11 protein-coding genes are annotated in these 23,729 nt (G+C 58.5%); 4 read left to right on the plus strand and 7 right to left on the minus strand.

The features are described 5' to 3' along the window. Window positions 1-492 (plus strand): hypothetical protein (locus IM708_RS21380; protein ID WP_245243277.1); only part of this gene is annotated, 492 nt, incomplete at its 5' end. Window positions 493-550: 58 nt separating this feature from the next. After that, entirely contained in the window at window positions 551-922 is a 372-nt protein-coding gene (locus IM708_RS16900; RefSeq protein ID WP_209427761.1) for a hypothetical protein, read from the plus strand. A gap of 224 nt (window positions 923-1,146) precedes the next feature. Here IM708_RS16900 and IM708_RS16905 read toward each other — a convergent pair whose 3' ends face one another. The 7 genes from IM708_RS16905 to IM708_RS16935 form a co-directional block, all read right to left on the minus strand. Next, window positions 1,147-1,875 carry a hypothetical protein gene (locus tag IM708_RS16905; RefSeq protein ID WP_209427762.1) on the minus strand — a complete coding sequence of 243 codons (729 nt, stop codon included), beginning with the start codon at window positions 1,873-1,875 and terminating at the stop codon, window positions 1,147-1,149. Between the two features lie 76 nt (window positions 1,876-1,951). Continuing rightward, the gene (locus IM708_RS16910; RefSeq protein WP_209427763.1) at window positions 1,952-5,290 is read right to left on the minus strand and encodes a Swt1 family HEPN domain-containing protein; all 3,339 of its coding nucleotides are present in this window, start codon (window positions 5,288-5,290) and stop codon (window positions 1,952-1,954) included. Between the two features lie 14 nt (window positions 5,291-5,304). Next, a complete protein-coding gene (locus IM708_RS16915; RefSeq protein WP_209427764.1) occupies window positions 5,305-8,121 on the minus strand; it encodes a DUF1156 domain-containing protein in 2,817 nt (938 codons plus the stop codon). Next, a complete protein-coding gene (locus IM708_RS16920) occupies window positions 8,105-12,271 on the minus strand; it encodes a hypothetical protein (protein ID WP_209427765.1) in 4,167 nt (1,388 codons plus the stop codon). The genes IM708_RS16915 and IM708_RS16920 overlap by 17 nt, the downstream gene beginning before the upstream one ends. A gap of 59 nt (window positions 12,272-12,330) precedes the next feature. Further along, on the minus strand, window positions 12,331-15,915 hold the full coding sequence (locus tag IM708_RS16925; protein ID WP_209427766.1) for a helicase-related protein: 3,585 nt from the start codon (window positions 15,913-15,915) through the stop codon (window positions 12,331-12,333). Between the two features lies 1 nt (window position 15,916). Continuing rightward, on the minus strand, window positions 15,917-16,795 hold the full coding sequence (locus tag IM708_RS16930) for a WYL domain-containing protein (RefSeq protein WP_209427767.1): 879 nt from the start codon (window positions 16,793-16,795) through the stop codon (window positions 15,917-15,919). A 114-nt stretch (window positions 16,796-16,909) separates the two neighbouring features. Beyond that, complete coding sequence (locus tag IM708_RS16935; RefSeq protein ID WP_348524990.1) at window positions 16,910-17,851, minus strand: tyrosine-type recombinase/integrase; 942 nt, start codon at window positions 17,849-17,851, stop codon at window positions 16,910-16,912. A gap of 339 nt (window positions 17,852-18,190) precedes the next feature. Between IM708_RS16935 and IM708_RS21725 the strand changes: the two genes are divergently transcribed. After that, window positions 18,191-22,351, plus strand: a complete 4,161-nt coding sequence (locus IM708_RS21725; protein WP_209427768.1) for a glycosyltransferase family 2 protein — start codon at window positions 18,191-18,193, stop codon at window positions 22,349-22,351. Window positions 22,352-22,712: 361 nt separating this feature from the next. Further along, window positions 22,713-23,609 carry a hypothetical protein gene (locus IM708_RS16945; protein ID WP_209427769.1) on the plus strand — a complete coding sequence of 299 codons (897 nt, stop codon included), beginning with the start codon at window positions 22,713-22,715 and terminating at the stop codon, window positions 23,607-23,609. Window positions 23,610-23,729 lie beyond the last annotated feature (120 nt).

The raw sequence follows: 23,729 nt of genomic DNA on the forward strand, positions 1-23,729 counted from the left end.
GGCGAGGGGCCCGGTTACATCAAGATCGGCGGCCGTGTCGTGTACCGGCTCGAGGATGTCGAGGCCTACGAGGCCAACCGGCACTGCTCGAGCACGGCCGACAAGCCCGCCGTGAAGCTGGCGTGGCCGGGCTTGTCCTCGCCGCGCTCACCATCACCCTGTTCATCCTCAACCTGCGCCGCACGGCCGAGCGCGCTGGGCGCGCCGCCGAGCGGCTCGAAGCCCTGGAGCGCAACGATGCCATCCACCGGCAGATGCTGGACGCCGCCGCGCGCCGCCCTCGCAATCTTGACGATCTACTTGACCGCCTGCGCGGGGGTGAGTTCTGACGCGCCGCTCGGCGCTTGCCCGCCCGTGGTGGAGTACAACCGGGCCGAGCAGGCGCGCGTGGCTGCGGAGGTCGCCTCGCTGCGCGAGGGGGCGCTGATCGCGGGCTGGCTCGCCGATTACGCCGTCCTGCGCAACCAGACGCGTGTCTGTTCGAGAAGGTAGCCTCGAACCCTCGTTCGAAATCGTGGCGCGACTGCGGGGATCCGGCTATTCTCGCCTGATGAACAAGGACGACGAAAAGCGCATTGCGGCGAAGCTGGCCAGGATCATGGCCATGCTTTGCGTGCGCAACACGCAGCTTGAGACTCTGCATGCCGGCCAGGGGCCAATCACCTGGACCGGCGACTATTCGGATGTCTTCGTGGTGGACGCAGACGGCAGGCGCATCCCGTGGTCGGACGTCTCGCGCATCGATGACGCCGAGATGCGCGAACTGATGCGGGATGTCGTCAATCGCGTCTACACGTTTCATATGTGCGCCGATGAGCCATCGTTCCGTGACGATATTGACCGTCGGCTATCGGCTTCCGAGAAGTGTGATGAGCCGACACTCGAAGCGATGTCTTCTGGTGATGTCAGGGCTGGAAAATGACCATCATGGTCTCAACAGCTCCGCCGAACAAATCTCACGAGGTTCTCTATCGCGGCGGTAGGGGTCTCGACTAGTAGCGCATTCGAGGTTGGCATGCATCTCGACTAGGCCCTCGACACTGTAATGAGGGTCTGCAGGAGCATACAGGTGAACTGGGTGCCGATGCCGTTGTATCCTGCCACGGTCTTCGCGCAGACTGCGCGCGCTGGCCATCCTCGCTGCAATTACTTGTCACGCTGTCGAGCTACAAAGCTTGCGCCGTCTTCGGTGAATAGCACGTCTGGCTGCGGCGGCTCGCGCGCCTCATCGACTTCATCAAAAATGCTCCTGGCTGGAGAGACCATGACTGCCTCGCGCAGCTCAGAACTGTAGGCCCTCGCAGTCGCAGCCTCCAAATGCTCCATGTAATCAGTGACGAAGCGCCCGATGCAGGGTTCAAACAAGGTTGCAACGTTGTGTTTGTCGTAAATTGGATATTTCGATTTCCATTTTGCCCCATAGAAGCTCAGAATGAAAACTTCAGTGGAAGACGGACTCCAGCCTTTCGAGCTAACGTGCGCGCCAATCGAGGCCGTGATGTTTCCCAGTCGCTGGTCAATCGCACGTTTCTTGTCTGCATCGAAGGTTCCGTGGCCTCGCTTGCACTCGAAAACGTAGAGCTTCCGCGTGGTGGCGTTGAACGCAAGGCAGTCGAGGTGCGCATTTCCGCCCGTTACCTGAATGGATTCTTTTGCCGCTTGCCAATGCCGCAATTTGTTGATTGCGAAGATCAACGCGCGCTCAATGAGGAGCCCGTGGCGTTTCTTGATGCTGTCGATCTCGGAAACGAGGGAGGAGAGGCGCGGGTTCGACTCGAACAGGGGGTCGCAGGGAATTTTGGCAGACTTCGCCTTCGCGTCAGCAACGAGCTTGGCGGCATGCTGCTTCCAAAGTAGCGCCTCAGCGTAGGTCAATCTTAGACACATTGGTTGTCATCTCCCAGAACGCATTTACGAAAGCTGTGGGCTTTGGGCAGGCTCCGACGATTACTCATTCCTGTTCAAAGCCTTGATTGTCGAACTTTAGCGTCCGGCTGTTTTCGGTGACGGTCCGGACGACGTTGTCGGGGGCTCCATCGGGAATTTCAGCTTCGATTTCCAGCGTCACATGGACCTTCGCACCGATCAGTCCTGATAGGTGAGAAATGACCTCATCGGCCACGCGGCTCGCATCTCTTCCCACGCGTGCTGCATCGAGCGTGACGGATCCATGGAAGCGTTTCGGCGGCCCCTGTTTCGCCGGCTTCTCGGTTGTGTCCACCCCGGTCGCTGTCTGCGCATCCCCGCCCGGAGTCACAGGATCTGACTCAGTTGGCGTGCCGCCAGTTGCAGGGGGGGGTGTTTCATCATCCTGCTGCTTGAGGGCCGGTTCAGGCTTCACAAGCAGTCCGACAAGATTATCAGGAGACAAGGAGACCATCTGCCCGCAGCGGAGCCCGCGGTATCTGGACGCTGCTTCATCGTAGCTTTCTGCGTAGGCGAAAGAATCCTTTCCCCATGTCAACAATCCTAAGCCCTCACGTACCGCGTCGAGAAGAACAGCTGTGTCGCGAAGGCGTGGGAGGTAAAGATATCGCGCAAAGTCCTCCACTAGCTGTTTGACCGGGACGTGATCGCCACGCCAAAGCGGAACCTGATCGAGTTCGAGGCGCAGCCGCGTTGCCGCGAGGCCGGTTACCAGCAGTTCGTCGTTCTTGAGTTTACGGCTGGCCCGAGCCGCTAACGGTTCCTGACCGCTCAGGCGGAAGCTTTGCCATTCGATCGCTGACTGTGGCGTCGGCTGCTGGGGCACAAGCAGCCACTGAAATGCCTCAGGTAAACGTGCGTTTACGGCGCTGTCTGCACTTGCCTTCTGGGTTTCAGCTTGCCGCACCTGATGGGGCGTCAGGTCGAGCTCATTCTTCTCGTCAAGGACCGACTGCCAGGCGAGATATCGGCGGATAGACTCGTCGAGATCCTGAAGCCGCGTCTTGTCGGCTGCGAGGAAGACTAGCGTGTTTCTGTAGAGGCGCGGCGCGCTACCGCGCGTTTCGAGAATGGCTTTCGCTGCCGCTTCCGCCGCGCTGCTAGTGTCGCGACTATGGGGATAGTCGGCTCCGAGAACCACGAGGCGCGCATCAAAGTCATCCGGTACGTCCTGCCCGGACTGCGGAAGCGCATGGATCTTCGTAAAGTCTCCTTGCTTCCGAAGATCGGCACGTAGCCGCGTATCGAGTTCCCGATTGATCCGATCAGGGTCTGATTTTTGCTGTTCTGTTCTGTCTTCGGCGAGCTTCGTCACGGTTGGCTGCGTCGAGTACCAGTATCGCGCGCCGTCCTGATAAAGGTAGGTGGCCGCACCGCTCAGGCGGCGCAGGGCATCGCCGAAGATCGCAGGTGACTCTGATGGCATGACGCATCCGAGCTTGATCCTCCGATCCTCGATCCCTCTGTTCGACACGGTCGATCCAGGCGCGGAGCCCAGATAGATGGTCCGCGCGATACGGCGGCACGCGGAGAACTTTCCAAGGTTCGGTACCTCTCCATCAATCCGGAGGGGCAGCGCGTTTGGCCCATCCACATCCTTCTCGATGATTGGCGTCCAGTTGTCAGATAGGTAGCGGGTCAGCTCGAACTGAACGCGCGGATCGTCAATCGGGATATTGGCCGGCTGGATCAACGGGTTGCGATCGCCCTTTTCCCAGAGACTGTGGATCACTGCCGCCATGAGACGAAGGACGCCGCGTGTCCGCTGGAATTTCACCAGCGTCGACCACTCTGTGTATAGACGATCGAACACCTCGGGGTGAATGGGATAAGCAGCCTTGAGGCGCCCTTCGTATTCGGAGTCCCGGCATTCTGGCGGGAACTCCTGATGCTGGCTTCGATAAAGGTCGAAATAAGCCTTCGCGACGGTATCCCGGGCAACAAACTGAGACTGCTCAATGAGGGGCTCGAACAGGCGCCTGCGGACGATCTCGAACCCTTCCTCTGCACTGGCCGGACGCCATGACGATTCTACACGGCCGATTGCGTTCCGGAGACGATCCAGCGCTTCTCGCCCGCGTCGGCCGCCGACCTCAACATCATCGGCTTGGGTGTGGGGCGATCCGGCCGTATCTGATGCGGGCAAGCTGACGACCAGAAGGCAGTGCTTCGCCAGCTTGGCCGACTCCGTCAGCGCCTGTGCGAACGTGAAGTGGGTCTCGAAACTGCCGGCTGGGAGGTCGCTCTGGTCATGAAACTGCCGTGCGTAGGCCACCCACTCATCAATCAGGACGAGCGCCGGTCCGTACTCGTTGAAGAGATCACGGAGAACATCACCAGGGCTGGTGGCCTTCTCATCATCGGCTCGAATCCGATCATAGGCTGGTCGGCCGCCGAGCTGCCAAGCGAGTTCACCCCACAGCGTGTGGACGATCGTCCCATCGTCTTTCCTCACCGGATTCCCCGGTGAGATCTTGTTCCCGACAAGAACCACGCGCTTGACCGCAGGCAGATCGCTGATGCCCGCCTCTTTCATGACGCCCTCAACGCCCAGCAGTTCGCTTGGCGTGGCGCCCGAGAACAGATGGTACAGCGCCAGCATCGAGTGGGTCTTGCCACCGCCGAAGTTGGTCTGCAGCTGGATGACCGGATCGCCGCCGTCTGACGACAGGCGGCGAACCGCACCCACCAGCAACTGCTGGAGGCTGTCAGTCAGGAATGTCCGGCGGAAGAACTCCACCGGCTTTCTGTACTCGTCGACACCCTCGCCGATGTGTACCTGCCAGAGGTCTGCGGCGAATTCCGCCTGCTGATAGCGGCCGCTCGCCACGTCACGATGGGGGCTGACAACCTCACGCCACGGCTTCAGCGTGCCGGTCGCCTGGCTCTCGATTGCGGTCCCCGCAGCCTTCCGCTTTTCGTTGCGCGCCTGTTCGTCGAACCGAACACGCAGCAACTCCATCTTGATGCGCTCCAGATCCCGCGACTGCGGTGCCGACACAGCGGTTAGAAGCCGACCGGCGCTGTCGAGCGCGCGGTAGGCGTCGTCGCTGGTGAACGCCTCTTGATGCGCCCACTTGTTCCTGTGGCCCCGCAACTCCCCGACGATGCCGCGCTCTGCCGGCCCAAGTGTTTTGCGGAAGACCTCGTTCCACGATTCCCACATGACCTTCAGCAGCAGAGCCGCGTCCCATTCCGTGATCGGCTTGTCCTTGATCAGCGGATCGCTCGCGAGCGACTGCAATGCGGGTACACTGGTCCCGTCCTTCATCGCCGCCTTGATCTCTCTCTCGACGAAGGGCCCGAGACCGGCGCGGAGCAGGTCAAGAGCGTTGCCGACACGTTCGTGATTGGTGATCGCCATGGTGCAGCCCTCCGTCAGATGAGTGTGCCCTGGGAAGGCGTAGGCGATGCCGTCCCAGGCATTTCACGGGCAAGCCGCGCGATCTCCGGCCAGCCGAGCACGAGGGCGTTGTAGCCCTGCGCTTCCTGCGACCACCTCTTGCGTTCGCTGATGTTGTGCAGACGGTAGGCGAGTTCGCGTGCGACCTCTCCCTGGCTCCCGATCTTTCGAAGCAGAGCTGCGGTTGCTTCGTCACCAGCCTTTTCAACGTGATAGAGGCGCAGCAGATGATGCGTCATCTCCCACACCGTCGGCCGCTTGTCGCTTGCCGGATCCCAATCAGCGGGCAATTCGGCAGGCGCAAGCAGGCGCACCTTCCCACCTTTGGAGTCGACTACTCCGGCCTGCTTGAGACCGGCGACCGAGGTGACCTTCGCCTTGCTCAGCAGTTCCGCGTCGCCGTAATCACCCTCGCTGAAACCACTCTGCTCGAACCAGGAGATCGCCCAGCGGGTATCTGCGTCAAAGTCGTCTTCCAGCTCGCTCAGCACCTCGGTCAGCGCCTGGTTGATGATCCCCAAGGCGGTGCGAACGGTCATCGGCCTCCCGGACGAATCGATGATCCGGCTGTAACGGGAATAGACCGCCATTCCGGGACCGATAGCCGCTTGCGCAAAGTCCACCGGGGCGATGTTACCCTGCTGGAGGTGGCGCAATGCAGAAGGCAGCGTTCGCTTCAACTCGTTTCGGAACGCATTGCTGGCGATCTGCGTCGCGGCGTCCGGGCGAGGGCGGCAAGCAAGCACGATGTAAGATGCAAGTGCGTTCGACCCCATCGAGCGCATACGCCATGCCTGCGACGCACGTACTGGCCAAGTTCCGGTGATCTGGAAGCCACTAGAAATGAGCGCCTCGAGAAGGGTCTCCCAGCCTGTCGTTAAGTCAACGGAGATATCTTGTTCATCAGCGCTGCTGTCCTCGTCATCTTGTTTGAAGGCATAATAGACCGTCAATGGAAAACACGAGTCCATGCTTCTGCGTAGCGCAGTGAATGTGGATCGAAATCCTGACTCGAAGTGCTCCTTCGCTTTATCTTTATCACCTTCAAATCGCTCAGGTGCGGCAGTTAGTTCGGGCAGTTTCGGAACAAGAACCGTCGAAAAAAGTTCTGGGTACAAATCCGCAAGGCTTTTTCTTGTCCAAACATAAAAAACGTCTGAAAGAGAAGCGTATCCGATGTTGTCGTAGTAAGGCGGGTCGGTACTAACCAAGAGATTATCAATTCCGTTGGAGCCAGTTGCAGCGTCTATTTGACGGGCGGTTCCCGCCTTTGAGTATCCCGCGTTAATTGTCTCGACGCACTTCGCAACGTAATCACTGCAGGTTTTCCATGAACCAACTGAGTTTCCAAATATATTTGCTTCCGCAAAGTCAAAAACCATCGGGATGGCTTGTCTGCCAAAAAGATTCATTACCTTCTGATTTGATGCACTCCACCGACACAACGCATTATTAAAATCAACACATCGGTCAATGCACAAAGCAATGAATGTAGACAGATGTTTTGTGTATAGGTCCGCGTCACTTGGTGTCATCCCGCTTCCAATGGCGTCATCATGAATTTGACTTCTGACAGCCATTGCTTCAGCGCAGAGGGTGGATAGTGCAAAAAGCTGTCGGTCAGAAAACATCATCCAGTGTTTGGTGATGCCGTAATTCTGAATGCGAAACCCCAGAGCTTCATCGGGCAGGTCGGTATCAGGTATATCAGTTGGCCGATTTGCTTTTGCTGCCACTTCTTGCTCTTTGGTTGCTGGGAAATACAGCCGGCCTCGCCTACCTTCTGCGACAACTGCCAGGAGGCGAAAACCGATGCGACCTCCACGTCCTTCCGCGCGCACGTAATCAAAAGGAATAGGGTCCTTGCTGAGCAGGCACTGGAATCCACCTCGGCCAACTTTAGTACCGGCTGCAACCGCGCGCCTATCCGCAGGGTCTCCGGTCTTGATAGAAAATCGATACTCACCAGCTTCCTGGTCTATTTCTGGATCAAGCCAAGCTGCATTACCCTTCTGCGTCGAAAGCCAGTAGGAACTGACAAGTGGAACATGCTTGCCTCTGTACGCGGGGTTGGGACTGGCTACCGTGCGGGCCCAAATCCAAGCGATAATGCCTGCTTTTCCTGTCCCCTGTGATTGCGGAAGTACAGCGTCTGGGTAAAGCGGTTGTGCCCTAGATCGCGCTCGCTGGCCGACTATTTCTGCGTAATATCGTACGTCATCGGAAAGTCCCTGATTGCCTCGCCAACCCTCTGAACCTGCTATTTTTTCTCGGGAAACCGGATTGATGGGTGGATGGTTAATCCAGTGTGGGGCAATTTCCAAGTTGCACTTATTGAGCAGCACCGCAATCGGGTTGAGATCACCAGCATGCGCCTCGAAACCCATGCGGTTAGCTTCAAGGGGAATAGAGCCGCCGCCAGAAAAGGGATCGAAAACGGCTGGCAACTTTCCGTCGCAATGCTTCAGCATCTCGGCGTGCGCCTCGGCATACACCTCAGGCGCTTCGTGCAGCTTCTTGCCCATCATCCGGCGCAGTATGTCGAACAGCCGCTCACGCTCGGCGTTTTGCTCGTCCTCGGTCGGCCATTTCTCGGGATGAGCCTCCGGATCGTCCACGACGGAAGCGAAGAGAATAGCTCTTGCGGTTGGCAGCGGTAGTCGCGCCCACCAGTGATGTATACCCTTGGGATGCGGACCAATTCCCGGCATCTTGTCGTAGGCCGAAGCGTCGTTGATCTCCGGAAGCGGGAGCGCCGCCTCGATTAGTTTCTTCTTATGCGTGGCGGTCATGATCGTATACAAGCCTGTAAGTTGCTGGAAAAAGGGTGACTTCGCCCTCGTCGCGCATCGCGCGCAGGCGGGCGCCGGTCACTTCGACCGGGCCACCCTCGATGTTGGATAGAATGAGTGCGTAGGTCTCTGGGTGCTGGTCGATCAGCCCCCAGACGTCGGCCTCGAGTTGGAGCGGTTCCTGCTGAAGGCAGTGGTCCTTGGGCCAGTAATAGCGAACCAGATCGCCGCCCGCGGTGCGATGCTCCCAAGGAAAGCGCGCACCATTGGCCTTGCCGATCCAGCTCCCGCTTTCATGAAAGAAGCGATCGTCGCCATCCTTGCGGAAACCCTGTGCCTTGGCGAACCGCTCAATGATGCTCGCTTTCGGGTGTTTTGGCGTCGGTCTGGGACGGGTGTCGCGCGTGTCAATCCCATCGAGGGGCCGCTGGTCCTCGTCGCCCTCCGCATCTGCGGCAGGACCCGTATCGTCATTCTCCGGTTCCGGCGATGCGGTAAGCTCGTTTGTGGCCGTGGTGGGGTGGTCGGTCGGAGCATCCGATGGGCCAGGTGCGGGTGCTTCTTCGGGCGCATCGCGTTCGCGCTCATCAACTGACGGCGCATCCGGCTCGGTGGGCGAGTCAGCGGCGGGTGCGAGCGAGAAATTCTCCGCGAGGTACTCGCGCACGTCCTGCGCGGAACGATCGAAACTGTAGTCGATCGCAGCCTTGATGTCGGAACGGGCGAAGACCTTGCCAATCTCCTCGGGCACGCGGCGAGCGAGCTTCGCTTTCGGCAGCGGCTCAACATAGAGCCGTTCATCGAGCCACACGACATCGGCGCGGCGCGGGGTACCCGCAGGCGTACCATCGATGTACGGGATGATCTCCAGATTTGGCGTCTCCACCCACTCTGTCTTGGCGAGCACCGCGGCTGCGGCGCGCACCCGGTCCGTCTCCTCCTCGCCGTCGAACTCGATCCGGCGCAACTCGAGGCTCAGCGTCCGTAGCCACTCCTTTTCGATCGGCTGTCCCGCAAACAGGGGATCCTGCCGGAACCGCTCCTCGATATGCGCTGCCAGCAAAGGCAACGCCGAAAATGGCAGATTGGATGTCGCCTCTCCTGGGAGCCGCTGTAGGTCGGCCGTCGTCTGCTTCACCCACTGGTGAAGGTGCCGCCATGGGATGAGCGACTGCATCGTAAGCGCATAAGCGAGGTTCTCAACCGGCGACCACTCGCCAGCGAGATTCAGCCAATGCCTGCATTCTTCCCAGATGCGAACGGGATGGCGCACGAGGAGAGATCGCACGCGCCGGGCATCTTCTGGTGCAAGCGCAGCCCCTGCTTCGAGGCCCTTCAACCACTCGATCGCAAGGTCCGCCGTAGGGCGATCAGCGACGCCAATCTTTCGCCACAGGGTAAGGTCACTCACCGAACCCCGGATCACGGCGGCGTCCGGCACATCCTCATCGTCGGACCTGAGGAACACGGATGACGCCGTGGACCAGGAACCATCGTGCGTCAGGATAAGCTTCTCCGACCGCAGCGTGTGCCGGATTTTCTGGAAATCAGTTGTGGAGCAGGTCTCCACCATCTGATCTAGACGGCGGTACCATTTTTCGACCTCGTGTACTGGTGGCTTGTCTGCTTTCGCCAGAGCGCGGAGGCAGTCGAGGAGCCGGTCGGGTCCAGTGGGAGTGCTTCGGACACCAAGGAGGTCCAGAAGCGGTTGGGTGGTCTCGCGGTCTAACAGGCCGTGCACGAACGGCTCGACGTCCATCAGCGACTCGGTCTCCGGGGTACGCCGCAGCAGGTCGTCCGGCTTCCGATGGAACCCTCGTGCGTCGGGAAGGCAGGGAAGATTTCTTAGCTTCAGAGCCCATGAAGGCAACAGAGAGCCGTATGTCATGGATCGTGTATTGCCGGTCGTCGCCACCTGGAGAAGGCGCGCGCTCTTGGCGCGGCTCCAATAGGTGTCACGCTGCGCCAAGATCCGATCTACGAGTTTGATCCAAATGCGCTCGTCTTCAGCGGCCAACGCCTCCCAGTGACGCCAGTAGCTTTCCTTGAAGTCCCAGTCCTCGACAACGAATTGGGACGTAACATAAGGAAACGACAAATCACCTTGATGCCCACGGAGCCGAGCCTCCTGTTCGATCTGGCGCTTGCCGTAGACGCTGGTGCGCTTCGAAGCCAAGGGAACGAACGTCAAGAGGTTTGACCGGCCGGACGCAATCCATTTCTGCCAGTCTTCGGAGGAGCACGACGTGAAGGCGCGGGAATAGTCTTGATGGAGAACGCTGGCCTCACGTTGGGCCTCGGGCAACAGATCGCCGAGCTTTCCATCTTCATCGAAAAGAATCGCCTTTTCGCAGGATCGAAGGCGGCGATCGCGTGCCGCATACTTGAAGCTGTCGCCAACATTCGCACTCAGCTTTGCTGCGATCTGTGCGAGTTGAACGCAACCTCCTAAAGATATGCTGTCCTGAGAGAAGAACTCCGCCGCTACCTGGTCGATGACCTTGTTTGCATCGCTCGTGTCGTCCAGGCCAATTTCTCCTAGGACGGCATATGCCGCCTCCACGTCATCCTTAGCGACGGTGCCTGTACCCTCCGAAGCTGCACGCCGCTGTTCGGCGAGGAAGCGCGGCCAATTCTGATTGAGCACAATCAAGAACTGTGAAAGGAAATCCCAGTCGCCTTCGGACTGAAGAAGTTTCTTTTCCCCGAGTCGGACAACCTCATTTGCCGCATACAAGACATCTTTGCCTTGGACGGGGACGATTTTGACGCTCTCAGCGTCCACGAAGTGTCGATAGCCGGTGATTTCGGGCGCGACATACGCCCACAATACAAGAAGCTGGCGCCAGCTTTCTGGTCTGGGGAGATGTTTCTCCTGCAGGATTCCAAGGAGCTTTTGCTTGCTGATGTCTTCGACCAGCCCCCACCGAAGCAGCTTCTTCTGATCGTCTCTTTCGATGCAGTGGCAAAGTGCCGGCCTGGTCTCTGGGTCCAGAAGCGCTGCTGCCTGCTCCGCCGGCCAAACTTCGAGCACTGCTACGGGAACGATGACAGCCTGTTTCTCTGGAACAAGTTTCCCGCCTTCGGTGAGCAGGACCTTTTTGCCGTCAAAGCCTTCCGCAAAGGCCTCTTCGACAATCGTCCCGCAGACGCCTTCCAGCGAGCTGTCTTCCCTGTCAACGTCCGGGAGCAGACCGTATGCACGAGCGCGCTCGGCGAGAGACGTAGTTCCACAGTTAAGCCAGTGAAGCATGGCCGACGCAGCAAGTTTGCCCGTCCGCTCAAGGAGCCAACGGTTCGTTGGGGAGGTCTCAGGGTCTTTAATCTTCAAGCGGGCAGGATCCTGAATGAAGGGCGCGTTGCAGGCGAAAGGGAGCTCCGTCTCGACACCCGTGGGAAGGACGACATAAAGGCGCCCCTTGGCTCCGAGAACGACCTCCACCTTGCATGGAGGAAACTCTGTGCCTTCTTCGGATCCGAGCATCCTCTCCTGCCGGATCTCGGCAAGTGCCTCCTCCGGGAATGCCTCGGGCTCCGACCTGATCAGCAGGTATGCCTCATCTTCCTTCTCGTAGAGAGCCATCCATTCGCTATCGTGGACGGGCCCTGGACCGAGACTTCCCCAATGGACCTCGTGATCGCCGATCCGCATGCGGCGGATGTTCTTGAAGAATAGAAGGGAAACAGGGCTCTTGATCCACTCAGAGAGGTTCTTTTCGACCTCTCGCTGCCTATGATGATCGCTGATCTCGACGCGGATCCTCGTGTTCCCGTCGGTTCTCATCGCCGCCGACAGCCAGACCGGCTCCGTGAATCTTCGGCGATGAAACGCCACGCCGAGGGACGGAGTGTGCAGTTCGACCTGGTCTCCAAGACTGAACGTGCTCTTAAAACCTATCCCTCGGAAACCGATGGTGTGGAGCGCGCGCTTGTTGGAGTATCCGAAGCGGCATAGCGATGCAAAATGCTCCTCCGCAAAATCCTCTCCGTCATGTTCGAAAATGAAAACCCCATCTTCAACCCAAACAGCAGCAGCTGTCGCGCCAGCATCGTCGGCGTTCTGAAGAAGCTCCGACAGGATATGCCGCGGGCTTTGTACCTGCTTGAAAAGCTGGTGCCACGGGCCAGCCAATTCCGGGTCCTTCTCCAATTGGTCCCATCGCTGCGAGGCCTTCTGACGTATGGCTTCGAAGTATGCCGGACTGCCCCTCATTTGGGCGGCTCCGCACGGGCAAGAAGCTCAGCAAAGTCATAGTTGATACTGGTGACGCCAAAGTCCGGCTCTCGCTGGAACGGCCGTCGCACGTAGTGGACCTGGTGATCACCCTTGTGCAGGTCACCCCTGAACTCGACGATCGCTAGAATGAAGTCGTCAGGCTTATTCAGTGAATACAGGACCTCGTTCTTGGTCACTGTGATCGTGGCAGCATCCTGTGCGCGTCCCTTGACCTCAATGAAGCGCAGGCGGCCCGTGCCCGCCATCCGACTTTCAATGTCGTAGCCGAGTTTTTCAAACTCTCGATCGGTAGGGTCGAAGCCGAGCTGACGCTCGACATCCATGACGATCTGCCGAGCACGAGCCGCTGCAGCCTGTGTATCTACCGAGACCTTGGGCTTCGGAACTCGATCAGGTGCCATTTTCGCGAGAAGACCAAGAGGAACAACAAGCATCCCGCCCATCACGACCGGCGGAAGCGGCGACAACTTGGCCTCCAACTTCAGTTCGGCCATTCTCTTCTCAAGGCGTGCCTGCAACTGGTCTGCCCGGCGTCGTGCCTCGTTCGAGTTGAGGCGAGCGTTGGCCTTGCCCGACTGCTCTTGAAGTTTGAGTTCCTCAGCCCGATGATCCCAGTAGTTTATTTCCTTCGTTAGCCGCTCCTTAACCGCGGCTTCCGTCTTGGCGATAAGTTCCAAACGCCGTCCCGACACTTCGCGTACATGCTCAGGTACCACGCTCCCGATTGCATGGGCCTGCGCCTTTGCTTCAAGGTCGCGGCTGAGCCACGAACACTCCGGCCGCTGGAGGATATCGGCAGAGGTGGGCTCGCCTTCCTGAAGCGGCCGGTAGTCTAGGTAGGGCGCATAGTTTAAGTGACGCGCATTGCCGTCGACATCCATCTCCACATAAAGCATTCGCTTCGAAACGATACGGCGTTCACCAGAGCGGGTTTGACTACCGTCCTGGATCGCGTGCTCTAAATAGAAGAGCATCCTCGGGTTTTCGCCGCCGTCACGTTCGTCGACAAGGATGGCCCCGCGCCGCATCAGGTCACGGTGTCGTTCAAGCGTTAGATCAAGCGTCGCGTCGAGTAACGGATGGCCCGGACAGACGAATGCGGCGAGTGGCTGCCCTTGTGGAGCGATCAGCGTTTTGTCGAAGACGATGCGCTCGTATCGGGAGAGTACAGGCTCACCTAGTCCGATCAGGCGATCCCGGTTACGGATCGGTGCGGGAACACGAGTCGCTTCATAGCGTCGGTGCTCGCGTTGACGGGCAGCCCCACCCAGTTCTTTGAACGCCTCAAGGAAGAAAGACTCGATGTAGTGAGGCTGGAGGCGACGTGCGTCGGCTCGCTCCATCTCCTCACGCACCCGGTGCACACGGCTCGCGTCCATGGATTCGGGTGCGAGAACGCGATCTTCCAGCAGCGACCGAAGCTTCTCGTGATCAAGAGCGCCTTCCACAACCTTCGTAAGGTGTTCTTTGATGTCGGGCCGTTCGCCAAATCGTATGGCCTCGACAAGCAGTTCTCGGAGCGGCTTGCCGTCAAAAACCACCTTGCCGAGGACATCAAAAACCTGACCTCCTAGCGCCTCGCGCGCCCTCTCAAGTTTTTCAAGCAGGGTTCGGTAGACATCGCCCTCCCGCGTCTCGTCAGCCACAAGGTTCCAGAGAAAACAGACCTCCGTCTGCCCAATGCGGTGAATGCGGCCGAAACGTTGTTCGAGGCGGTTCGGGTTCCACGGCAAATCGTAGTTGACCATCAGATGTGCGCGCTGAAGATTGATGCCTTCACCGGCTGCGTCGGTGGCGATGAGCACCTTCACTTCTGGGTCGTGGCGAAATGCTTCCTGGGCCTTCATACGGTCTTCTCGGCCCACTCCGCCATGAATGGTGACCACAGCTTCTCTTTGGCCAAGGAGGGTGCTAACGCGGTTGACCAGGTACGAGAGGGTATCGCGATGCTCGGTAAAAATTACGAGTTTTTGATGCGGTGATGACTTTGGAACTGGAGCCTCGGCATCATAATCAGCAGGGTCTTCGGCAAGTTGATTGGCCACGGCAGCTGGCGTAAATATTTCGGTAAGTAGCTCGGCCAACTCCCGCCATTTCTTGTCTTCGCCGCCCCGGCGAACACCAAGTGCCAGTTTTTCCAAGTCTACAAGCGTTGAGATCTCTGCCTTGAGCTCGTCGATGGTGCGAGCAGCAGTGGCCTGATCGAGAATCTGATCTTCAGTATCTTCGAGCTCATGGTCCGGTGCGTCTTCGAGGTCGTCAAGATCCTCGGCATCGAATGAGGGCCCGAAGCTCGTGAGAGCCTGAACCGCTGCTCCCCGCTGAAGGAGCTCAAGTTCGCGAAGGCGGCCTTCCAGCCGCTCACGACGGCGGCGCAGCGACTGATATATTGCTTCTGGCGACGAGGCGAGCCGACGCTGCAGAATTGTGAGAGCAAAGCCCACGGTTCCGGCACGCTTGTCGTTCTGCAGCGCTTCTGCACGGTTGAATTCTTCGCGCACATAGGCCGTCACAGCCTTGTAGAGTTCGGCCTCCTTGTCCGAGAGTCGGTACGGAACAGTCTTCGCTACTCTGGGTGGAAACAATGGGGTGGCATCGAATTTCAGCAGGTTTTCTTTGACCATCCGCCGCATTAGGTCGGAGACGTCGCTTGCATGCACGCCATCGCGGAACCGTCCCTCGAACCGATCCCCGTCAATAAGGGCCATGAACAGCTGGAAGTCTTCCTCCTTACCGTTGTGGGGAGTGGCGGTCATCAAGAGGAAGTGACGGGTCAGCGCAGATAGCTTCTGGCCGAGCTGATATCGTTTCGTGTATTTGATCTCACCGCCAAAAAAGCTCGCGGACATCTTGTGAGCTTCGTCGCATACCACGAGGTCCCACCTTGCATCCGAGACCTCGAGTTTTGCTTGGACGTCTTCATTGCGACTGAGCTTGTCCAGCCGTGCTATGACGAGATTGTTCTCAAGAAACCAGTTTCCTGTTCGCGCTGCTTCAAGTTTGTCATTCGTCATGATTTCGAACGGAAGCTGAAAGCGCCGGTACAACTCATCTTGCCACTGTTCGGCCAGGCTACCCGGGCAGACGACCAAGCAACGGTGTAGGTCGCCCCTAGCGATAAGTTCCTTGATCAGAAGGCCAGCCATGATGGTCTTGCCGGCACCGGGGTCGTCCGCCAACAGGAAGCGCAGTGGCTGACGAGGCAACATTTCCTCATAGACCGCAGTAATCTGATGAGGCAGGGGTTCAACGAGTGAGGTGTGAACCGCGAGTACCGGGTCAAACAGATGGGCGAGCCTTATCCGATGAGCTTCGGACACGAGCCTGAACAGTCGCCCATCACCGTCAAGGCTCCACGGCCGCCCCTCTTCGACGACATCCAGCCGCGTTTCGTCGTGACGGTAAAGCAACTCGTTCGCAACTTTTCCACGCCCGTCCTTGTACGTGAGTTCAAGAGCCTCGGAGCCGTACCACTGGACATTGACGACAGTCACGAGTCCATCGGGCAAGATCCCGCGGACTGACGTGTTGGGAAGGAGTTCTTCGAGGCGCGCCATATCAATCCATCCTGCTCGTAGACGCGCTCGCGGCATTTACCTGAGAGCGATTGATGAGAACGATCTGTTGATCCTCGGGGCGCCGCCCAGCGGGATCCGTGTCCAACCCCAGGCGCCGGAGAGCGTAGTATAGCAGCGCGCGCCGGACCTTGATCTTCGCCTTGCCGCCTCGCATGCCGTAGTCGAGCGCGATGACCTTGGCCTGCGTTTCCGAGAGCTCAGGGTGCGGCCCAACCTCCAGCGTGATTTCGGAATGCCAGTCGCGGTCGTCGTCGGCCGACGTTTCGCTCTCGCGTGATCCGCGGATATCGATGATCCGGGAGAGCTGGAAGTCCTTGAAGCAATCGTCAGTTAGGCAGAATGCCCGCGTGTGCCAGCGGAACCCGTCGAACGCGATGGCGTGGGGTGCCATCCAGCGCCAGCGGGGCTCGGGGCTCGACAGGGACTGGTACTTCACCTCAATCGCCTCGGAACGGCCGATGGCTCCGACTACCGAGCGAAGCGTCACCGGATTAACGCCACGCACGGGCGTCGGCGCAGAAGAGTAGGGCGGCGGCTCCGGTATCCAGCAATCCTCCCGTTCCATGACGTTGTCCGCAACCAGTCGAAGTTGAGCCAGGTAATGCGCGGCGTCGGGCTCACGGAAATGGCAAGCAAAGCCTTTGCCGCGGACATAGGTTCGTGCGCTCTTGTCGTAGACCATGTTGTCTGGTGCCAGCGCGATATAGCGGTTCAGGTCGGCGGACGCCTGGTTCACCGAGACGCCGAACTGCTGCATCACGTCGATACGATTGACGTGGCCTTCCCAAAACAGGCGGAACTCGATGAACTCGAGGCGTTGCTCGACACCCCAGCGCAGCTCAGCCTTTCCATCGCCCACGCCGCACTCCCGGCCCACCCTGAGCGCACGCCAACTGTGCGCGCCCAATTTCTGGACCTACCGTATCGGCGAGAGCCGTAGCAATCAATCGAAAAGGGTCGTTTCCGCGCGGGATTATCCCAAGGATTGTCTGATGTTCTGCGCCACCGCGTCCGCCGCCATCCGCGCTGGCTCGGCGGCGAGATGGGCGTAGCGCGCCGTGGTCTGGACCTGCGTGTGTCCGAGGAGCTTGCCGATCATGGGCAGGCCCTGACCCGAGGCGACGGCGGTGGACGCGAAGGTGTGCCGCAGATCGTGGATGCGCACGTCCTTGACGCCGGCGCGGGCGCGAACGCGCTGCCAGAAGGGTTGAAGGTCGCTCAAGCGCTTGCCCTGCAGGGTGCCGGCGATGACCCAAGGGTTGCCATCGATGCGCTGGGCGTCGCGCAGCAGTTCGACTGCGGGCTGGCCAAGATGGACGACCTTGGCCCCGGACTTGGAATCCGGCAGGCGCAGAACGCGGTCCGCCAGGTCGACGTATCCCCATTGCAGCGTCATTATCTCGTTCAGCCGACAGCCGGTCAGGATGAGCAGGCGGGCGGCGAGGATGGCCAAGGGCAGTTCGATCCGCTCCGCCTCCATCTCGCGCAGCACCTCGCCAATCCGGCGCAGTTCCGCCGCGCTTAGAAAACGTTCGCGCTTCTCCTCGGGATACTTCCGGATGTGCTTTCGCGGGTTGGTGCCGTCTGGACGCAGCCCCCACATCTCGGCGAGGCTGAACATCTTCGAGACCACCTCGAGGCAGCGGTTCGCCTGATAGGGGATGTGGCGCATGTCGTGGTGAAACTTCGCGACGTCGGCGCGGGTGACGCCAGTGACCGTCAGCTGGCCGAGCGCTGGCAGGATGAAGCGCCGAAGGTTACGCCGGTATTCAGTCGCCGTGCTCGCCTTCACGCGGATCGCGATGTGCTCCTTGTCAAACCGCTCCGCCAGTTCCTTGACCGTGATGGCCTTTCGCCAGGCGTCCCGCTCGGCGGCGGGGTCCTCGCCATTGCGCGCGGCAGCGACGATGGCGATGGCGCGGTTGGTTCAGCAATTCCTGCGCGCTGTCGCTCTCCTCGAACCAGCTGCGCACGATCTCGTGGTGGTCCCACCAATCTTCGCTGGGGCCTTGTCAGAGGAACCGGAGATGATAGGCTATGTTCGCACGATTGTTCTCGCTCGCGGCGCACTTTCATGGCTATTGCCTTGAAAAACAGACCTTTGTCGCCTCGTATCAAGCCGAGGGTCAACGAAGCTAGGAATTGAGTGATTCCTCTGACAACGCCGTCGTGAATTATCCCGGCTAGGGCGGTTAAAGTCGGCTTGACACCTGCAGGCCGTTCCCTGAGACCCGAACGCCAAGAGACGGGTTCTGTGCCTGAAGCCGATGTCGCGCCGGAGAATGTCTACATGATCAGGAAAAGCATTCATGCCACCGCCGCTAGACTGAGGCACAAGCTCAGTTCCGCCGTGCAGGATCGCCAGAGAACAGAAAGCAAGGCCAAAGGGTTCGTCGAGCGTGTGGGTGACGGTAAGATCGAAGGATGGGTCATCGATTCAGATTTGCCAGGAGAATTCGCAATCAGCTTTGGAGGAGTCGTTTTTTCTGTCGCAAGTCGACGCCACGAACGGCGCGACGTAAACGAGGCGCACCCGGACGCCTCGCGCAAGGCCGGTTTCTCAATCGCGATTCCGCAAGAGATTTTTGCGGCGCGCGCGGCACAGAACCTTTCTAGGCTGGAAGTACGCTACAATGGCGCTCCAATTGCGATCTCCGACAGTTTACGTGCACTCCTGAGGCCGACACCGAGCGTTTGGACAAAGCGAGGCACAGCACGCGTTGCGGCCATAGCGGCTCTCCCAGAGGGACATGAGGGAGAGGGTATCCCTCGAATGTCATTCAGGCAGAACGGACTTCAACTGATTGTCGATGGATCCCGCGACTTCGACAACACCGAGATCGAGCTTGATTTCTATGGTGAGCGTTATAGGGCAAACCCACATCCGTCAGAAGATGGGACATACGATCTCATCGACTTACCGCCTTTCATTTGGGAAGAATGCGACGCCGACGGTACGTGCCCGTTGACGCTTCTAGTAGATGGCACCGAGGCCGGAACGATCAGCGCAAGGGCGGATATCGCGACACGCGGACTTGAGTTCCTCACGATCCGCCCGCGACACGACCTGGCGCAAATCCTGCTCGGCCTCGAGCACGCCCGCTATCTAATCCAAGGAATTGAGTTCTCGGAACCACTTCGTAGGTGGTTGGCCGCAGAAGCCGAGCGTTTCGGATGCATCGACTATGTGTTCGAATTCTCCGCTGAAACCGCCCCTGCCAATTCTTCGTTGCCGGCTCCCGTCTCGACCGTGGATCAGCAGCTGCACAAAGCCTTAGATCACATTGGCAAAGCCATAGCGGCTGGTGTCGAGGCAACCGCCGAGCTTCTTGATGAAACCATCGCACGCTTCGAGTTGGACAAGCCTCAGAGCACGGAGTTCATTGAAACTCTCGCTGAAGATTTCTGCCGCGCGGGTCGCTTCAACGATTTGGCTTATAGGCTTGACGATGCGCGGCTGAACGAACTGGCACAGAGTGACAATGCTTGGGCTTGCTCGATTGCGATCCCCTTTCTGACCGCGCAGGGAGCCTTAGATGCAGCAACCAATAGCCTGCGCCGGCTTTCCTCGTTGAGCGGATGGGTGAGTACTCCCTGTCTAGCTGAAGCATCGCGCCGGTTGTCGGAAAACCCGGAGCCGTTAGATAAGCGGCTGCCACTCCTCTACGCATTGATAGAATATCAGGACAGCCTGCGCGGGAGTTATTGGTCGCGGCACTACGACCGAAATCTCGCGGAAGTAATCGTAACGTGGCTAGCGAAAGCGCATCAATTTCCTGACTGGCTGGTCCACGATCTCGTGTGGGCGGCATTGCGCAACCACTCCCTTTCCACCGACTTCTGGGAGTTACTGCCGCGGCTGCGATCTCAGTCCTCGGAAATCCTGCGTCTCGAAACGGCCCGACAGGCCTTCTCAGCGCTAGCCGCCCTAAAACGCGCACCGTTGAACCGCGCCTCGCTGGTCGCTGCCCTGCATGCGGCTCATTTCTTTCGCAACGTTGGGAACACCGACATTGAATTAGCAGTGCGTGAGATAGCGCTTCGCGTCGCTGTCGATTATGCAGATGATGAGGTCCTACTTTCGTTCGCGCACGCCGAGCTAGAGGCGATAGATCTTGCAGAACGTTTGCGCTTACTCGCGCACCCAGCGAATACAACAACTTCTCTCGAAAGCACCGCCCCACAGATCGCAGATCTAATTCGGGTCGTAGCCTCACGTGACAATGCGCCTCCAACGACCAAAATGTATGATTTGCAACAAGATCTTGGGCGCAGGAATCAAGCTATATCGGCCGGGACAAATCTCGACCGCGCTCAGGCGATCCAATTCGTTAAAGACGCCCTCCACCTTAACTCTGCGGAATACGGTTGGCTAGCAGCCGACCTGATCCTTCAGTCTGCCTTCAGTTCGCCACCAGAATCTCTGACGCGCGTCCTGCTTGTCGCCTACGGCAGGGAGGCGCTTATCGATGCGCTGGGCCAGTGCGGCGACGTCGCCAACTTTCCCGCCTTGCACGCGGCGATGGCACTGCTGAGCATTCTCGAAAGCCCCGAAGGGGCAACTCGCCTGCCCATTCGCCTCGGCGCTGTGAACATCACCGGGTCACGGTCGCTTACCGCAGCCGCCGCTCTAAAGGAACTGCACGGATCCACCGGAAAGGTCCTGCAAAAAGAAATGTTGGAAAAAAGTGATACGCTAGTGGTAATTTACTCATGTCAGAAATATCTTGGGAATCGTATCCCCAAAATCCGCGAGACGTGGCTTGCGGATCTCAAAGCACGTGGCATTCCCTATGTCATCGTCGTCGGTGAAGGCGACGATACGCTTGATGGCGACATACTTCGGCTGGACGTGCCAGATTCCTACGAGGCGCTTCCGTCGAAGACCCTGAAGATGATCGAATGGGTCTTCACTCGAACCGGCTACCAGTACCTCCTAAAGATTGACGACGATTGTTATCTTTCGGTCGATCGGTTCTTCGATGGCGTTGCCTACAGGAAGCATCACTATTTTGGGCGGATCTTGGAGAGAAGTGAAGGCGAAACGCAGCGGGCTTGGCACCGAGCCAAGTCGACCAGCAAAGCAGCGAAAACGCGTCTCGACCGCTCGCCGGAGCCGAGTCGCTACTGTGACGGTGGCTCGGGATACACCCTGTCGCGCTACGCTATGCGCAAGGCCACGGAGGCTGCATCCGATAGCGCCGGGCAATGGCTGATTTCAGTCTCTTTCATGGAGGACAAGCTACTCGGTGACCTGCTGGCATCGCAGTTCATTGCGCCCCGCGAGGATGACCATTTTGTGCACGTTCTGCGTAGGACGCATGCCAATGCCGACCCGGTGACGATGTACAAGAACAGCTTTCTTCCCTCTCGCGCTAGTCCGACGATGCTCGTGCATCTCGATAGGGCGGATACGCTTGGTCAGTATCATCGCGTCAAGGACACGGACGCGCTTTTACCGCGCAGGATCTGGCCGACTTTTTCGTCAGTCCAACTCGGTGCCAATAGCAACCAGCTGGAATATATCACCCCCGTGCAGCGGCTAGAGCGGTTGCGATCTGCGGATTTGGTGGTCGTGGCCGTTATACGAAACGAAATGATTATGCTGCCGCATTTCCTCGCGCATTATCGATCGCTGGGTGTTACGGCATTTCTGATCGCCGATAACCTATCGGACGATAGCAGCCGCGAATATCTTCTGGAGCAGGAGGATGTAGCACTCTACTCGGTTGAAACCGAATACAGCGCCTCGCACTATGGCGTAGCTTGGCAGCAGGCACTGATCGCCAACCACTGCCTAGGAAAATGGGTCTTGCTTGTTGATGCTGATGAGTTCCTAACCTACCCGGATGTCAGCAAAAGACCGCTGAGCGAGGTGACCGCTGCGCTCGATGCGGCGGATTTCGATTGCATTGGAACAACGCTGGTCGACATGTATCCACGAACTAAGCTCGCGAATTGTGACTTCCGAAAAGGGGCACCTTTCGAACTTGCCCCCTATCACGACGATCCGCCGCTCCGTCTCCTGCGCGGAGGCGGAGCGTTTTCAAATACCACGAGGCATTACGCTAGCAACCTTCGCCACCGCCTAGCCCCCGGCAGCCAGCCCGCGCTTTTCATGGCTATCAAGCATCCACTTTTCCGATATGCTCCTTGGCTCAGACTCAGCGAAGGCATCCATTTCATCGCCAATGTCCGCATCTCTCCAGACTTCCTGACGCTCGCCCATTTTAAGTACCACGCCGGATTCGCCAAAAAGGTCGAAAATGAGATTGGCCGAAAGCAGCATTTTGCGGGTGCAATTGAATATCAGAAGTATCGCACTATGTTGGCTGAAGCGCGCGGAACGCTTTTCAGGGCCGACGTAAGCCGAAAAATTGACCAAACACTGCTTCCAGCAAAGTGGCAAAAATAGCAAAGCTCTCAAGACGGTGTTGAGATGACCTTTCCCTTTAAACTAATAATTCCGACCGCCTCATAACCTATGGAGAGCAACTGCTACACCTAACCCATCACCGGAGGCCCCGGCAAGCAGACGGCTCAGTCGCACTATGAGGTCTCGAAGCTGAGAAGTGAAACCTTCCATGTCATCTAATAAATCGGAAAATGCTGCGCCCTTCGTCATCTGGACCTTACGGCGGACAGGCGGTACTAATCTAGCTCAGTACTTGTTTAGCGCTTCTTCTTATCCGTATATACAGCATGAGCCTTTTAACCGAGAGCGCGCGCTCGGATACATAACTAAGGGATGGACGGCGACTGCGGATACAGACGCCTTGGAGAGCAACCTACGTGAAGCGCTCTCTGGAAACATCTTAATCAAGCACTGCGTCGAATTAGTGCCGGACGCTGTGAATTCGGCGTTGACTGATGTTAGTTGCGCAAACGGCTATCGGCACCTTTTCCTAATCCGCCGGTCGCCGCTTGACCGCCTGCTTAGTTTGCACTTCGCTAAATCTTTTAATATCTGGGGGCCGGATCATTCCAAGTTCGCCAGCGAGGCCGAAATTTCGCGGCGTCTCGCCGGAAGCCAGATACCGGTTGAAAGCTTGCTGAACCAAGAGCGTGACGACCGTGAGCGTTTGTCGACAGTTTACAACTCGCTTCTGGCGCATGGCATAATGCCGACGATCGCGGTGTTCGAAGATCTCTACAATCGCACCGATTGCAATGTCGCCCGTGCGCTTTTTGCGCGAGTATCCGCATCTCTGGGTCTTGCCGCGGAGGAGGATCAGCAGGTAGTCGACACGATCCTTTTTGGCGGCAGTCAACGAACGCGCGACCAGTATCGAGATTTTCGTAACCATGAAGATTTCGAGAGAGAAGTGTCTAAGCTTGGTCCCTTTCAGCTCGGCTCATCGCCAGGTAAGCTAGCCCGTGATGCATTGCAACTTCCGGAAGGCTCGGTGGCCTCACTATTCGCTCTGCGCCGATCTTGGCGCTCCGATCTTGTCCGCATCGAAGGAGTCGGCGTCGATCCCGCGGACCCTGACGCGGACTGGCGGGTTTCTGATTCAAATAGCAGCTACGAAACATTCACCGGCTTGCGATCAGAAAATTTCCAAGCCAACAACTCGGCCCTGCCAAACGCTGCCAACGCGCGCTTTGCCGCCATCGATGTTCCTGAGGCGAGCCTAGGCGAAGTCTCAGTTCGCTTAGGGCGCTTTGAATGAAGCAGAGCGAATCCTGCGTGCGCTTGATGCTGCTTCACGACCTTTCGGTGAACGTCGAGCGCCAGTTATACGAACTGGGCACCACTTTCGACCTTTTTGCCCGGACCAATCTGCCAGCCC

Origin of the sequence: Pararhodobacter sp. SW119, assembly GCF_017811755.1 — a bacterium.
Lineage (GTDB): Bacteria > Pseudomonadota > Alphaproteobacteria > Rhodobacterales > Rhodobacteraceae > Pararhodobacter.